Origin of the sequence: Sphingomonas mangrovi, assembly GCF_047975845.1 — a bacterium.
Taxonomy (GTDB): domain Bacteria; phylum Pseudomonadota; class Alphaproteobacteria; order Sphingomonadales; family Sphingomonadaceae; genus Sphingomonas.
In genome coordinates this window covers 37,620-51,605 of the sequence record NZ_JBIUCZ010000001.1, presented here as the reverse complement: position 1 = coordinate 51,605, position 13,986 = coordinate 37,620, and the positions used below count along the sequence as shown (strand labels likewise).

Here is a 13,986-nt window from a genome sequence, read left to right as displayed (position 1 = left end):
TCTAGGCATAAACCTCCGGCTCCCTCGGGCAGCCGGAGTATACGCTTCCGTAACGAAGAAGTTAGCAACCTAGGTTAATAGATCCGCAGTGGATCAATCGACCAACCCGGCATGGATGAGGGCAGCGTTCACCGCCTTGCGGCTCGCCTCCGACGGCGGGGTCATCGGCAGCCGCAACTCGGCCGAGAAGCCGGGCCGCAGCCGGTTGAGCGCATATTTCACAGGGCCGGGCGACGCGTCGCTAAACAGGGCTGCGTGCAGCGGATAGAGCCGGTCCTGCAACGTCAGGGCGCGGCCATAGTCCCCGGCAAGGCAGGCATCCTGGAACTCGGCGCACAGCGCCGGCGCGACGTTCGCGGTGACGGAGATGCAGCCGCGCCCACCCATCGCCAGGAACGCCAGCGCCATGTCGTCGTTGCCCGACAGCTGGCAGAAGTCCGGCCCGCACGCTGCCCGCTGGGCCGAGACCCGCTGGATCGCACCGGTCGCATCCTTCAGCCCGACGATCACGCCGGGGAACGCCTCGACGATTCGCGCCATCGTCTCCACTGCGATGTCGGTGACGGTACGGCCGGGCACGTTGTAGAGCACGATCGGGAGCCCGCCGTCGCGCGCCAGCATTTCGAAGTGACGGAACACGCCTTCCTGGTTGGGGCGGTTGTAGTAGGGCGGCACCAGCAGCGCCGCGGCCGCACCCGCGCCCTTGGCGGCGCGGACATGCTCCAGCGCCACCGACGTGTCGTTGGAGCCGCAGCCGGCGATCACCGGCACCCGGCCGGCGGCCTGGTCGATGCAGACGCGGACGACATGGTTGTGCTCGGCGATGGTCATCGTCGCCGCCTCGCCGGTGGTGCCGCAGGGCACCAGCGCGGTCGAGCCGCTTTCGATCTGCCAGTCGATGTGCGCGCGGAAGGCCGCCTCGTCGAACGCGCCGTCGGTGAACGGGGTGACGAGGGCCGGGATCGAGCCGGAGAACATGGGCGACGGAGCTCCAAGCAACAAATGGGAAGAATTGGCTGGCGACATAGGGCCGGCTTCCATAGGATGTCCAGCATGCTTACCCCCCTGCTTTCCAACCTGCTCAAGGGCGGGTTGCTCGCAGCCGGTGTGACCGGCGCTTCCGTTTCCTCCGGCCCGCTCCAGCATCGCGCCGCGGCGTACCTCTACGGACAGGCTCTGCCCGTGCCGCAGCAGGTGCCGGGCCAGTATCCCGCCGCCCAACCGATGGTGCAGCCGATCGCCCAGCCGGCGATGCCGGCCGATCCGATCGCGGCGCCGCTCGCCGAGTGGAAGCGGCTGCAGCAGTCCGACAACTGGCCCTTCGCCGACTATGCCCGCTTCCTGCTCGCACACCCCGGCTGGCCGGGCGAAACGAGCCGCCGCGCCGCCGCCGAAACCGCGCCTGGCGCCGGCGATCCGTCGCTGACGATCCGCTTCTTCGATCGCTTTCCGCCGCTCACCGGCGCCGGACGGCTCCGTCACGCCGAAGCGCTGATGGCGAGCGGTCGGGTCGACGCCGCGCGCGAAGCGGCCCGCGCCGCCTGGCGGACGGGCGTGCTGCGGCCCGCCGACGAGGCGCGGCTCACCAGCGGCTTTTCCGCCGCGCTGACGCCGGCCGACCACGAAGCGCGGATGGACCGGCTGCTCTGGGCCAATTCGACGACGGCGGCGATGCGCGAGCTGCCCTATGTCTCGCCCGCCAAGCAGGCGCTGTTCCGCGCCCGGCTGGCGTTCCGCACCAACGCTCCCGATGCGGCGATGCTCGGCGGCGCCGTCGCCGATGCCGATCGCAACGATCCCGGCTTCATCGCCGATCGCGCGAGCTGGCTGCGCAACGCGGGGCAGAGCCCGGCGGCGCGCGCCTATCTGGCGCAGCCGCGCACGCTGTCGTCGCTGCCCGGCAATCCCGAGAAGTGGTACGAGGTGCTGCTGGCCAACGCCAACGGCGCGGCCAACGACGGGCAATATGCGCTGGCGTTCGACATCGCCCGCCAGATCGACGACGCCTATCCTCCGGGCACCGACGTCTCGGACAAGTCGTACGGCGAGCGGGACGACTATACGAGCCTCGCCTGGCTGGCGGGCCGCACGGCGCTGCGCAACCTCAACCGCCCGGCCGACGCGGTGGGCATGTTCAGCCGCTACGGCAACGGATCGCGTACGCCGACGACCCGCGCCAAGGGCTTCTACTGGGCGGCGCGCGCGGCCGAGGAGGCCGGCGACAGCGCCACCGCCAACCGCTGGTACGAGAGCGCCGCCGCGCTGTCCGACGTCTACTACGGCCAACTCGCGCTGGAGCGGCTCGGACGGCCGCTGCGTGCGCCCTCCGCCACCGCCGCCGTCGCGCCCGACGCGGCCACCCGCCAGGCGTTCTACGCACGCGAGCCGGTGCAGGCGGTCCAGTACCTCGGCCGCACGGGCGCGTATGCGGACCAGACGCTGTTCGTGCGCCAACTGGCGTCGGCCGCGACGACCGACAGCGACCATGCGTTGACCGCCGAGCTGTCGAAGAAGATCGGCCGCCCCGACCTGGGCGTGATGGTCGGGCGCAGCGCGCTGATGAACGGGCGCAGCGACTATACCGTCGCCGGCTATCCCTCGGTGCCGGTGCCGTCGAGCCAGCAGGCCAACTTCACGATGATCCATGCGATCGCGCGGCAGGAGAGCCAGTTCGATCGCGCCGCCGTCAGCCACGCCGGCGCGCGCGGGCTGATGCAGCTGATGCCGGGCACCGCGCGTGAGGCGGCGACGAAGCTGGGGCTGAGCTACAGCAGCGATTCGCTGACCACGGACACCGGCTACAACATCCAGCTGGGATCGAGCTATTTCCAGCGGATGCTCAGCTACTACGGCGGCAGCTATCCGCTGGCGGTCGCCGCTTACAACGCGGGCCCGGGCAACGTGAACAAGTGGCTGCGCGCCTATGGCGATCCGCGCACCGGCGCGATCGACACGCTCGATTGGGTCGAATCGATCCCGTATATGGAGACGCGCAACTATGTGCAGCGCGTGCTGGAGAATGCGGTCGTCTACGACCTGCTGAATCCGCAGCACGCCCGCTCGCGCGGGCCCGCGAACCTGTCCTGGTACCTGGGCAAGAACCGGCCGGGCTGAGCCTGTGGATCGTCCCAACTACATCACGCCGGCCGGCTATGCCGCGCTGAAGGCGGAGTATGACGCGCTGTTCGCCACCGAGCGGCCCAAGCTGGTCGACACCATCGCCTGGGCTGCCGGGAACGGCGACCGCTCGGAGAACGGCGACTATATCTACGGGCGCAAGCGGCTGCGCGAGATCGACCGGCGGCTCGGCTGGCTCGCCAAGCGGATGAAGGCGGCCAAGGTCGTCGATCCCGCGCAGCAGCCCGACCGCAGCCGCGCCTGGTTCGGCGCGACGCTGACGATCGCGGACGAGGATGACAATCAGCGCGTCCTCACCCTGATCGGCGACGACGAGGCGGAGGCCGGCAGCGGCCGGATCGGCTGGAACGCGCCGCTCGCCCGCGCGCTGCGCGGCGCTGCCGTCGGCGACCTGCGCCGCGTGATGCTGCCGGCTGGCGAGCGCGAATATGAGGTGATCGCCATCACCTATCCGGCGGGATGACGGAACGCCCCTGCCCCTTCGACGATTGATGACGTCGTAAGGAGAGCAACCATGGAAAACCCGCGCACCGACAGCGCCCGCACCCACGACGATCACGCCATGATCGATGCGGCCCAGGAAGCACCCGACAAGGTCGGCCGCGAGGGCGGCAACCTCGCCCGCGACATCGGCACGCAGGACGAGCTCGCCCGCGTCGACGATCCGGAAACGAGCACCCGCGTCACCAAGCAGGACGACATCGACAACGGCGTGGCGCGCCCCAGCGATCGCGCCCGCGGCGCCTGACGCCGCACGCCAGCCTTAGCGCCTTCGTCGCGCGGACGGGCTCCCGCTTCCAGGCGGGAGCCCGTTTTCGTTGCGGTCGCATCGCCAACCGCCGCGACCTGCCCTAGAGGAAGATCATGGACCGCCCGCTGCCCCATCCCGCCGCCCCCACGGGCAATGTCGCGCTGCTGATCGACGCCGACAACGCCTCGCACGCGTCGCTCGACTATGTGCTGACGGTGCTGGCCGAGTTGGGAACGGTGAACGTCCGCCGAATCTACGGCAACTGGCGCAAGCCGGCGCTGAAGGGCTGGGCCGACCTGACGCTGCGATACGGCATCGAGCCGTTCCAGCAGTTCGACGTCACCAAGGGCAAGAACGCCACCGACATGAAGATGACGATCGACGCGATGGACCTGCTGTTCCGCGGGCGCGTGACCGGCTTCGGCATCATGTCGTCGGACAGCGACTTCATGCCGCTTGCCCAGCGCATCCGGCAGGAAGGCGTGCCGGTCTACGGCTTCGGCACCGATCGCACGCCGGAGGGCTTCCGCGAATCCTGCACCCGCTTCATCGACGTGTCGCGCGCGCGCGAGCTCCAGGGCGAGACCGAACCCGAACTGGTGCTGCCGCCCGCGATCGGCCGGTCCAAGGAACCGGCCAAGCCCGCTGCCGCCACCGCCGCGGCGGCCGCCGCCGCGCCGTCCAAGACGGCAGCGCCCGAACCGGCCGCCAACCAGAAGCGCAAGGTCGACACCGCGCTCGTGAAGCTGCTGGTCGACGCCTATGCCCAGTCGCGGCAGGACGGACAGAAGTTCGCGAGCCTTTCGGAGGTCGGCCAGCGGGCCGGAAACCGTTCGAGCTTCGACACGCGCAACTACGGCTTCGCCCGGCTGTCCGACCTGATCGAACAGGTACCGAACTTCCAAGTCGAGCGGCGCGACAACGGCGTCTTCGTCAAGCGGGTGCGCTGAGCGGGAACGCTCCGGCGGCTCCGGCGCTTCTGTCGGGATGCCACTTCCCCAAGACCCCGCGCTCGACAGCACCCGCGCCTTTTTCGCCGAAGGCTATGACTGGGTCGGCAACCGCTGCCGCGAACTCGGCAGCGACGCGTTCCGCGCCCGCATCATGCTGCAATCGGTGGTGTGCATGGCGGGCGAGGAAGCCGCGCGACGCTTCTACGACGGCCGCAGTTTCACGCGCACCGGCGCCATGCCCCAGATCACGCTGCGCCAGCTGCAGGACAAGGGCAGCGTTCAGGCGCTCGACGGGGCCGCGCACCGCCACCGCAAGCAGCTGTTCCTGACCCTCCTGGCCCGCGATCCGGCGGAGGCGGTGGCGGACGCGTTCGAACGACGCTGGCAGGCTGCCCTTCCCGATTGGCGGACGGGCGATCCGATCGTGATGCACGACGCGTTCGGCCAGCTGCTATTCGGCGCCGCCTGCGACTGGCTGGGGGTCGACCTCGACACGGCTTCGCTCGACCGCCGCACGCACGAGATGCTGGCGATGGTCGACGGGGCCGGCACTGTCGGTCCGCGCGCGTGGAAGGGGCTGGCGCTGCGCCGCCGTGCCGAGCACTGGGCGCGCGATGTGGTGCAGGCCGCGCGCGAGGGGACGCTGCAACTCGCCCCCGACGCACCACTCGCGCGCCTTGCGGCGTTCCGGGACCTCGACGGCGAGTTGCTCGACCTGCGCACGGCCGGCGTCGAACTGCTCAACATCGTTCGGCCGACGGTGGCGGTCGCGCGCTTCCTCAGCTTCGCGGTGCTCGCGTTGCATGCCAGGCCGGGCGCCGCCGCATTCGTCGCCGACCGGGATCCTGCCCGACTGCAGGCGTTCGCGCAGGAGGTGCGGCGCTTCTATCCCTTCTTCCCGGTGATCGGCGGGCGCGTGCGGGCGCCGTTCGCGTTCCGCGACCACGCGTTCGCGATCGGCGACTGGGTGCTGCTGGGACTACACGCGACCAATCACGACCCGCGCCTGTGGGAGGAGCCCGAGACGTTCCGCCCCGAGCGTTTCCTCAATCGCGAGCCCGGCGCCTTCGTGCTCGTGCCGCAGGGTGGCGGCGATCATGCCAGCGACCATCGCTGCCCCGGCGAGTGGATCACGCTCGCGCTGCTGCGCCGGATCGTGCGGCGGACTACCGCCTGCCGCCGCAGGACCTGTCGATCCCGCACGACCGCTTCCCCACGCTGCCGCGCAGCGAACTGCGCCTGACCTTCGCCTGAGCCGCGTCAGCGGCGAATGTTGATCAGCCACGGCTTGCTCAAGCCCGTCGGCCTGGCGACGCCGTCGAGCCGCTGGGCGCGCAAGATTCGCACCGGCTGCTTGATCATCTGCCCCTTCATCGCCTCGCGTCCGCAGCAGGTCGGCATCGCCAGGATCTTGCGGACCACGTCCATCCCGCTCGCCACCTTCCCGAACGCCGCATAGCCGCGATTCTTGCCGCGCGCGTCGAGCGAGGCGTTGGGGCCGACCATGATCGAGAAGTTGCCGGTCGCGGAATCCGGGTTGGCCGCGTGCGCCATCGACACGACGCCGTCGAGGTGGCGGATGCCGGTCTTGTCGGTCGGCTCCAGCACCACCGGGCTCAGCGTCCGCCGAGCGTCGGTGCCGACACCGCCCTGGATGAAGCCGTGGGAGGGGTCCCCCTTGCGGGGCGCCGCACGGTAGAACTTCGTCCCGTCGAGCCGCCCGTCGTCGACATACTTCAGGAAGTTGGCGGTGGTCTTGGGCGCGCGCTTGCCGTCGAGCGCCAGTACGATCGGGCCGGCCGAGGTGACCAGCCGTACGCGGATGGTGCCGGGCGCAGGCTTGGTCTGCGGCAGCACGGCGGTGGAGGAAACGAGCAGCGGGAAGGCGAAAGCAACAGCAGGAAGGAAACGCATCCGGCCATTCTAGCGTCGTTCTGACTAAAGTCAGGACCCAATAGCGCTACGGCAGGCGGCGGAAGCGCGGCGCGAAGGATGCCGACTTCCTTCAGCATGAGGAGAAAGGATGCCGTGACCCAAACAAAAAGGCGGGCGGCACCAGCCACCCGCCCCTTTCTGCACCGGCGCGATCCCGTCAGCGCGTCAGCTTCTTGTACGCCAGCGCGGTCGGACGATCGGCGGCGTCGCCAAGGCGGCGGCGCTTGTCCTCCTCATAGGCTTCGAAGTTGCCTTCGAACCATTCGACGTGGCTGTTGCCCTCGAAGGCCAGGATGTGCGTGGCCAGACGATCGAGGAAGAAGCGGTCGTGGCTGATGACCACGGCGCAGCCCGCGAAGTTCTCGATCGCCTCTTCCAGCGCGCCCAACGTCTCGACGTCGAGGTCGTTGGTCGGCTCGTCGAGCAGCAGGACGTTGCCGCCCTTCTTGAGCATCTTGGCGATGTGGACGCGGTTGCGCTCACCGCCCGACAGCTTGCCGACGTTCTTCTGCTGGTCCTGGCCCTTGAAGTTGAACGCACCGACATAGGCGCGGGTCGACATGTCGTGGCCGTTGACCTTCACATAGTCGAGCCCGTCGGAGATCTCCTCCCAGACGTTCTTCTTCTCGTCGAGGTGATCGCGGCTCTGATCGACATAGCCCAGCCGGACGGTCGTGCCGACGTCGACCTCGCCCTCGTCGGGCTGTTCCTGGCCGGTGAGCAGCTTGAACAGCGTCGACTTGCCGGCGCCGTTGGGGCCGATCACGCCGACGATGCCGCCGGGCGGGAGCGTGAAGTCGAGGTTCTCGAACAGCAGCTTGTCGCCGAACGCCTTCGTCAGCCCCTTAGCCTCGATCACCTTGCCGCCCAGACGCTCGGGCACCTGGATGACGATCTGCGCCTTGCCGGGCGAGCGGTTCTCCTGCGCCTGCACCAGCTGGTCGAACTTGGCGATACGCGCCTTCGACTTGGTCTGGCGGCCCTTGGGGCCCTGGCGGATCCACTCGAGCTCGTCCTTGATCGCCTTCTGCCGGCCGGAGGCCTCGCGGTCCTCCTGCTCCAGGCGCTTGGCCTTCTTTTCCAGGTAGGTCGAGTAGTTGCCCTCGTAAGGGAAGTACTTGCCGCGATCGATTTCAAGGATCCAGCCGACCACGTTGTCGAGGAAGTAGCGGTCGTGGGTGATCATCAGCACCGCGCCCGCATAGTCCTTCAGGTGGTTCTCCAGCCAGTTGACGCTTTCGGCGTCGAGGTGGTTGGTCGGCTCGTCGAGCAGCAGGATCGACGGCTTCTGGATCAGCAGGCGGGTGAGCGCGATGCGGCGCTTCTCACCGCCCGACAGGTTCTCCACCGGCCAGTCGGACGGCGGGCAGCGCAGCGCCTCCATCGCGACCTCGAGCTGGTTGTCGAGCGTCCAGCCGTCGACCGCGTCGATCTTGCCCTGCAGGTCGCCCATCTCTTCGAGCAGCGCATCGAAGTCGGTGTCGTCCTTGGGATCGCCCATCTCGGCCGAGATCGCGTTGAAGCGATCGACCATGTCGGCGACCTCGCGCGCGCCGTCCTTGACGTTCTCCAGCACGGTCTTCGACGGGTCGAGCTGCGGCTCCTGCGGCAGATAGCCGACGGTGATGTTCTCGCCCGGCCAGGCTTCGCCGGTGAAATCCTTGTCGATGCCGGCCATGATCTTCATCAGCGTCGACTTGCCGGCGCCGTTCGGGCCGACGATGCCGATCTTGGCACCCTGGTAGAACTGCAGGTTGATGTTCGATAGCACCGGCTTCGGCGCACCGGGGAAGGTTTTCGTCATGTCCTTCATGACGAATGCGTATTGGGCGGCCACTTGGGGTCTCCGAGAAGGCTGGTCAGCGGATGGGAAAAGTCGGGGCGGATATAGCGATCCGCCCCCGCATTGGCAACGCGAGGCCCGGCAGCCGGCTTGCGCGATGCCACGCCTCGCCGCATCATGGCCGCGGGGCATTCCGCCCCTTCTCCAACACGGGACGCCCATGCCGCTCAAGCCAGCCCTTCTGCTCGCCGCCCTCGCCCTGCCGCTCCCCGCGATCGCCCAGCCCGCGCCCGCCGAGGTCGCCAAGCTGCGCGACGCCGCGCTCAAGGACGAGATCGCCTGGGACATCACCGAGGGGCTGACGACCGAGATCGGTCCGCGCCTCGCCGGCACCGCCGACGAGGCGCGTGCGCGCCGCTGGGCGGTCGCCAAGCTCAAGGCGCTCGGCTTCAGCAACGTGCGTGTCGAACCCTATCAGATGCCGGTGTGGGTACGTGGCGAGGAGAAGGGCGCGATCGTCGGCAGCTTCGCCCAGCCGCTCGACCTGACCGCGCTCGGCAACTCGGGCGCGACGCCGGCCGCGGGGATCGAGGCCGAGGTGGTCTATTTCCCGACGCTCGCCGATCTGGAGGCCGCTCCCGCCGCCAGCCTCGCCGGCAAGATCGCCTTCGTCAGCCACGCGATGCACGCCGCGCAGGACGGGTCGAGCTACGGCCCGTTCGGCCAGGTGCGCCGCATCGGCCCGGCGATCGCCGCCCGCAAGGGCGCCGCGGCGATCCTGATCCGCTCGATCGGCACCGACTATCACCGCAACCCGCACACCGGCGTCACCACCTTTCCGCAGGGCACCGCGCCGATCCCGGCCGCGGCGCTGTCGGTTCCGGACGCCGAGCAACTCGAGCGCGTGCTCGATCGCGGCAAGCCGGTGCGGGTGAAGCTGCTGCTGACGCCGCGCCAGATCGGCATGCGCGAATCCGGCAACGTCATCGCCGAAGTGCCCGGCCGCGATGCCAAGGCGGGCGTCGTGCTGGTCGGCGGCCATCTCGACAGCTGGGACCTGGGCACCGGCGCGATCGACGACGCGAGCGGCGTCGCGATCACGGCGGCGGCGGCGAAGCGGATCATGGCCGCGGGCCGGCCGCGCCGCACCATCCGGGTGGTCTGGTTCGGCGCCGAGGAAGTCGGCGGCTTCGGCGGCGAAGCCTATGCCAAGGCACACGCCGGCGAGCGGCACGCGCTGGCCGCCGAATCCGATTTCGGCGCCGATCGCATCTGGAAGTTCGACACCGCCCTGCCCGCCACCGCGGCCCCGGTCGCCGACCGGCTGGCGACCGCGCTCGCGCCGCTCGGCATCACCCGCGGCAATGCGCTGGCGGGCGACGGCACCGACATCGGCCCGGTCCTGGCGACCGGCGTGGCCGCGGTCGACCTGTCGCAGGACGGCACCCGCTATTTCGACTATCACCACACGCCCGACGACACGCTCGACAAGATCGATCGTGCGCAGTTGCAGCAGAATGTGGCGGCATGGACCGCGATGCTCGCCATCGTCGCCAACGCGCCCGAGGAGATCGGGTCCGTCGAGCGCCCTCAACGCGACCACTGAGTGCCACAAGAATGCCATGAACCTTGCGGTCGCATGAATTATCGGATTGACGCCGCAGGAGCGAACGCTATTGCGGCAACCTCGCGACGGCGACGGGCCGGGCGCGAACTTTGGATTGCTTGGGAGCACCCGAATGAAGAAGATCGTTCTTGTCGCTGCTGCCGCCGGCCTGCTGTCGCTCACGGCCTGCGGTTCGAACACGCCGGCTGAAAACGCAGCCGACGCGCAGGCGGACAACCTCGAAGCCACTGCCGACAACCTCGAGGACATGGCCGACAACGCCACCACCGAGGCTTCGGAAGACGCGCTCGAGAACCAGGCCGACAACCTGCACGAGGCAGCCGACAACGTCGAGGACGCAGGCGAAGTCAACGCCATGTGATCCCGCGGCATCCGGTTCCATCCGGATGCAACGGCCAGAAGGGGCGTCCCGGCAACGGGGCGCCCTTTTCTTTTTGCGCAGCCGCCGCGGCAACGCAGCGAACGCTTGCTTGTCCACGAACCTCTCGGCTAAGCGGACGGCAGTCGGGGAGTGGCGCAGCCTGGTAGCGCATCTGGTTTGGGACCAGAGGGTCGCAGGTTCGAATCCTGTCTCCCCGACCATCCGCCTGTCGCGGCCCGCGCTGTCGTTTGGCCCTGCGATCTTCCGCCTCTCGCGTGCTACCCGGTTGATCGGCGTTCAGCGGTGATCCATTCGGGGCGTACTACCTAGGAGGCGACATGATCCATTTCCGTTCGCGAACGCTCCCCTCCGTCGTCACCGGCCTGCTCGGCGGCCTCTTCTTGATGGCGCCGGTCGCCAGTATCGCGCAGATTCGCACGGTCGATCTGCCGCCGTCGACGCCGGCACGTCCGCCTAGCCTCGAACCGCTCCCGCCCGCTCCGCAGGATGCGCAGCCGGAGCCGTCGCAGGGTCTCCAGCTCGACCTTCCCTCCCTGGAAGAAGCGCGGCGCGCCGACGCCGGCACTGCCGCCGCCGCTCCCGCACGTTCCCTCGACGCCGCGGCGGAGGCCGCAGCGGCCGAAGCGCGTGCGGCGGCAGAAGCCGAGGCGGCGGCGCTTCGCGCCGCGAACGCTCGCGAACTCGCGGCAGCGGAAGCCCAGTCGCGGCAGATCGCCGCCGACAAGCAGGCGCAGGAAGCGCGGCTTACCCACTACCGACAGCAGCAGCAGGAACACGAGGCTGCGCTCGCCGCCTACCAGGCCGAACTAAAGGCGGCGGAAGCGGCGCGGCAACGCTGGGAAGCCGATGTCGCCGCCTGCCGCGCCGGCGACCGCAGCCGCTGCTCCCTTCCGGCCGCGCCGCGCTGAGGCGTTAGCGCACCGGCGCCGGGCCCCGAATGGCGGTCGCCGCGGCTAGGACGCCAGCTTGAAGCTGATCGAGGTCTGCTGCGCGCTGCACGCCAGCCCGCCGTTCGGGCGATAGCTGCTTTCGAACCGCGCGCCGCGGGAGACCCCTGTGGCGGCCTCGTCGAAGACGAACGGCGGATAGGCGGCGATTACGCGCGGTTCGATCGTGCGGCCGTCGGCGGCCACGTCGAACTCGGTTCTCGTCCACCCCTCGAATCCCATCTGCACTGCCGCCTGCGGATAGGTCGAGATGGAGACGCCGCTCCGCTGCATTGCGGGCGTGAGGCCAATCAGGGCGCACTGCTCCTCCGTCAGCCCCGTCCGCTCGAACACTGCGCGCGCGGCGACCAGATCGTTCTTCTCAGCCAGCAGATTTGCCTGCTGGAGCATCGCGTTGACCTTCAGAGGATGCTGGGCTGGCAAGCCGGGCATCTCGATGACCTGGTTCAGCAGCGTGGAGGCATCTTCGGGCGGTTTGCGGCCGTATCGGGGTGCCGCGATCAGCATCCGCAGCGTCGCGGCGCTCAACGGATCGCCCGCGACGGCAGGGCTGGCGAGCAGGCTGCGGAACCGCGCCTGGGTCTTCTTCGCATCGTCCTCGTCGACCCACGTCCGCTGGATCGCGAGGAAGGTTTGCGCCGCTGCCGGTGCTTGGAGCTGAGAAGCCAGACCTTCGGCCTCCTGCAGCGCCACGGCCCGCTCGGTTGCGGGCACGATCTCGTTGGTGCCGAGCCCGGCGAGCGCCTGCACCAGCCCGGCTCGATCGCCCGCGCTTCGCGCCTGCGCCACCGCAGGGCGAAGGAGCCCGATCGCACGGGCGTCGGGCATGTCCCACCACGCCGCCTTCTGCTGCCCGGTCTCCCCCAGCCAGGCAGAGAAGCGCTCCGCCACGGGGGCGACGAGGTCCGGCCGCTCGCCCACGCGGGTGCAGCGCAACTCCACGCGCGTCGTGTAGCGGAACAGCGGCGGGATCTTCTGCACATCCTCGGGTCGCCAGGACCATTCCGACACCGCTTGCGCGAACGCGAGCGCCACCTCACGGCCTCCTGTGGTGTAGACCGGAACGACGCCGCCGACCGACCCGTCCTCCAGAACCGAGAACTCGACGATCGCGAAATCCTCCGGCTTGAGCCCCGTGGCGCTGCCGCACAGCGGCGGCTGCATGCTGGCCGCACGCGCGAACGGCGTGTCCTTCATTCGTCCCGCACCGGTGTAGGCGAGGTAGCGGCGCGCGCCCTCCTTGTCGCCATCGAGCATGGCGGCGATCGCCAGGTCGGAACGGGTTACGACGTCGCCGATGCCGACGCGCGTGGTCAGCCCGCCCTGCTTCTGAAGCCCCTGCTTCAGTTCGGCATAGGCTTCCTTGTGCCGCCCCTGGTTCAGCAGCACGCGCGCATATTGGGTCTGCACCGCCGCCTTGGCGTCTTTGTCCAGTGCGGTCTCGGCCAGCGCGATGCTGCGTGCCTCGGCAGCGTAGCGCAGCGCTTCGCCGTCGCCGTCGAACGTCAGCACCTGCGCCAGGCCCATCAGCGGCCGAACCCGCGCCAGGCCCTGCGCCTTCTCGAGTGCGTGCCGGTACTCGACCGCCGCCCCCGCATAGTCGAACCGTCGTCCGCGGATGCCACCGAGCGCGAGATAGCCGTCGCGCATGTCGACCGCGAACTCGTCTCCCGCCGCCAGGAGGGCCGGCAAGCCGCGCCGGATCGCCGTCTCGCCCTCGTCGTCGTGGCCCTGGGCGATCAGGCAACCGCCCTTGCGGACGTCGATCGCCGCGCTCAGCAGCGGGTTCGGTTTCGAGCGGGGGCGCGCTTCCAGCGTGCCGAAGTCGCGGATCGCGTCGGCGCACTTGCCCTCGGCCGCCGCGCGGCTTGCCTGGTCGAACAGCTGTTGCGACGACTGGGCGGGCGCCGGTGCGGCCGCCGCTTGACCTGCCGCGAGCAAATGCAGAATGGTTGCGAACATCGAATTTCCCCCTCGGGCATACAAGAGCATGGGACAAACCGCCGTGTCGATAGCCTTTTTCCGACGGCTTCTCCGGCGCGCGCGGACGCTGCTCTGGCCGATAGTGTTGCTCGCCGGCCCGGCCGCGGCGCAAACCCCCGCCTATCCTTCCGAGACCGTGCTGCTGTTCGTCGCCGGATGGTGCGCACCTTGCATGGCCGAGCTTCAGCGACTTCCCGAGATCACGAGCGCCGCGCGCCCGTATCGCGTGCTGGTGGTCCCGATCGACGAAGGGCGCCGCGTCGAACGCATGCTGCAATTGGTGCCCAAGGACCAACGCTGGCGCCCCAGCGGCACCGCCTGGCAGCAGGTCCAGGCCGGCCTGTTGTCGGGTTCCGCCGGGCTCCCCTACAGCGTCGCGATCGACGGGGAACGCCGCCCGTGCGCCGACAGCCGCCGCGGCCTCGACGCGAAGCGCGCCGCAGTTCTGGTCGCAGAGTGCCGGGCGATCCGTTGAGACTGGGAAGAG

At 69.5% G+C, this 13,986-nt stretch carries 13 protein-coding genes and 1 tRNA gene; 10 read left to right on the top strand and 4 right to left on the bottom strand.

All coding sequences use genetic code 11. The features are described 5' to 3' along the window. Positions 1 to 93: 93 nt before the first annotated feature. On the bottom strand, positions 94 to 978 hold the full coding sequence (gene dapA, locus ACBY01_RS00285) for a 4-hydroxy-tetrahydrodipicolinate synthase (protein WP_416458740.1): 885 nt from the start codon (positions 976 to 978) through the stop codon (positions 94 to 96). Between the two features lie 66 nt (positions 979 to 1,044). Between dapA and ACBY01_RS00280 the strand changes: the two genes are divergently transcribed. The 5 genes from ACBY01_RS00280 (at position 1,045) to ACBY01_RS00260 (ending at position 6,085) form a co-directional block, all read left to right on the top strand. Further along, positions 1,045 to 3,114 (top strand): lytic transglycosylase domain-containing protein, encoded by a 2,070-nt coding sequence (locus ACBY01_RS00280; RefSeq protein ID WP_416458739.1) that lies wholly within the window; start codon positions 1,045 to 1,047, stop codon positions 3,112 to 3,114. 4 nt (positions 3,115 to 3,118) lie between these two features. Further along, positions 3,119 to 3,601: a GreA/GreB family elongation factor gene (locus ACBY01_RS00275; RefSeq protein ID WP_416458738.1), complete on the top strand. Its 483-nt coding sequence runs from the start codon at positions 3,119 to 3,121 to the stop codon at positions 3,599 to 3,601. A 51-nt stretch (positions 3,602 to 3,652) separates the two neighbouring features. Next, positions 3,653 to 3,886 carry a hypothetical protein gene (locus tag ACBY01_RS00270; RefSeq protein WP_416458737.1) on the top strand — a complete coding sequence of 78 codons (234 nt, stop codon included), beginning with the start codon at positions 3,653 to 3,655 and terminating at the stop codon, positions 3,884 to 3,886. A gap of 116 nt (positions 3,887 to 4,002) precedes the next feature. Continuing rightward, positions 4,003 to 4,839: an NYN domain-containing protein gene (locus ACBY01_RS00265; RefSeq protein ID WP_416458736.1), complete on the top strand. Its 837-nt coding sequence runs from the start codon at positions 4,003 to 4,005 to the stop codon at positions 4,837 to 4,839. 37 nt (positions 4,840 to 4,876) lie between these two features. After that, on the top strand, positions 4,877 to 6,085 hold the full coding sequence (locus ACBY01_RS00260; protein ID WP_416458735.1) for a cytochrome P450: 1,209 nt from the start codon (positions 4,877 to 4,879) through the stop codon (positions 6,083 to 6,085). Positions 6,086 to 6,102: 17 nt separating this feature from the next. Here ACBY01_RS00260 and ACBY01_RS00255 read toward each other — a convergent pair whose 3' ends face one another. Both ACBY01_RS00255 and ettA read right to left on the bottom strand, forming a co-directional pair. Next, complete coding sequence (locus ACBY01_RS00255) at positions 6,103 to 6,756, bottom strand: peptidylprolyl isomerase (protein ID WP_416458734.1); 654 nt, start codon at positions 6,754 to 6,756, stop codon at positions 6,103 to 6,105. 178 nt (positions 6,757 to 6,934) lie between these two features. Then, positions 6,935 to 8,614: an energy-dependent translational throttle protein EttA gene (gene ettA, locus ACBY01_RS00250; RefSeq protein ID WP_416458733.1), complete on the bottom strand. Its 1,680-nt coding sequence runs from the start codon at positions 8,612 to 8,614 to the stop codon at positions 6,935 to 6,937. Positions 8,615 to 8,780: 166 nt separating this feature from the next. On the opposite strand from ettA, the gene ACBY01_RS00245 reads away from it, so the two are divergent. The 4 genes from ACBY01_RS00245 (at position 8,781) to ACBY01_RS00230 (ending at position 11,477) form a co-directional block, all read left to right on the top strand. Continuing rightward, positions 8,781 to 10,166 carry a M20/M25/M40 family metallo-hydrolase gene (locus ACBY01_RS00245; RefSeq protein WP_416458732.1) on the top strand — a complete coding sequence of 462 codons (1,386 nt, stop codon included), beginning with the start codon at positions 8,781 to 8,783 and terminating at the stop codon, positions 10,164 to 10,166. Between the two features lie 133 nt (positions 10,167 to 10,299). Beyond that, a complete protein-coding gene (locus ACBY01_RS00240; RefSeq protein ID WP_416458731.1) occupies positions 10,300 to 10,548 on the top strand; it encodes a hypothetical protein in 249 nt (82 codons plus the stop codon). A 144-nt stretch (positions 10,549 to 10,692) separates the two neighbouring features. After that, positions 10,693 to 10,769 (top strand) — tRNA-Pro (locus ACBY01_RS00235). 117 nt (positions 10,770 to 10,886) lie between these two features. After that, the gene (locus tag ACBY01_RS00230) at positions 10,887 to 11,477 is read left to right on the top strand and encodes a hypothetical protein (RefSeq protein WP_416458730.1); all 591 of its coding nucleotides are present in this window, start codon (positions 10,887 to 10,889) and stop codon (positions 11,475 to 11,477) included. Positions 11,478 to 11,522: 45 nt separating this feature from the next. On the opposite strand, the gene ACBY01_RS00225 is transcribed toward ACBY01_RS00230, so the two are convergent. Further along, a complete protein-coding gene (locus ACBY01_RS00225) occupies positions 11,523 to 13,478 on the bottom strand; it encodes an energy transducer TonB (protein ID WP_416458729.1) in 1,956 nt (651 codons plus the stop codon). Between ACBY01_RS00225 and ACBY01_RS00220 the strand changes: the two genes are divergently transcribed. Beyond that, positions 13,465 to 13,974 carry a TlpA family protein disulfide reductase gene (locus ACBY01_RS00220; protein WP_416458728.1) on the top strand — a complete coding sequence of 170 codons (510 nt, stop codon included), beginning with the start codon at positions 13,465 to 13,467 and terminating at the stop codon, positions 13,972 to 13,974. The two genes, ACBY01_RS00225 and ACBY01_RS00220, sit on opposite strands and share 14 nt — an antisense overlap. Positions 13,975 to 13,986 lie beyond the last annotated feature (12 nt).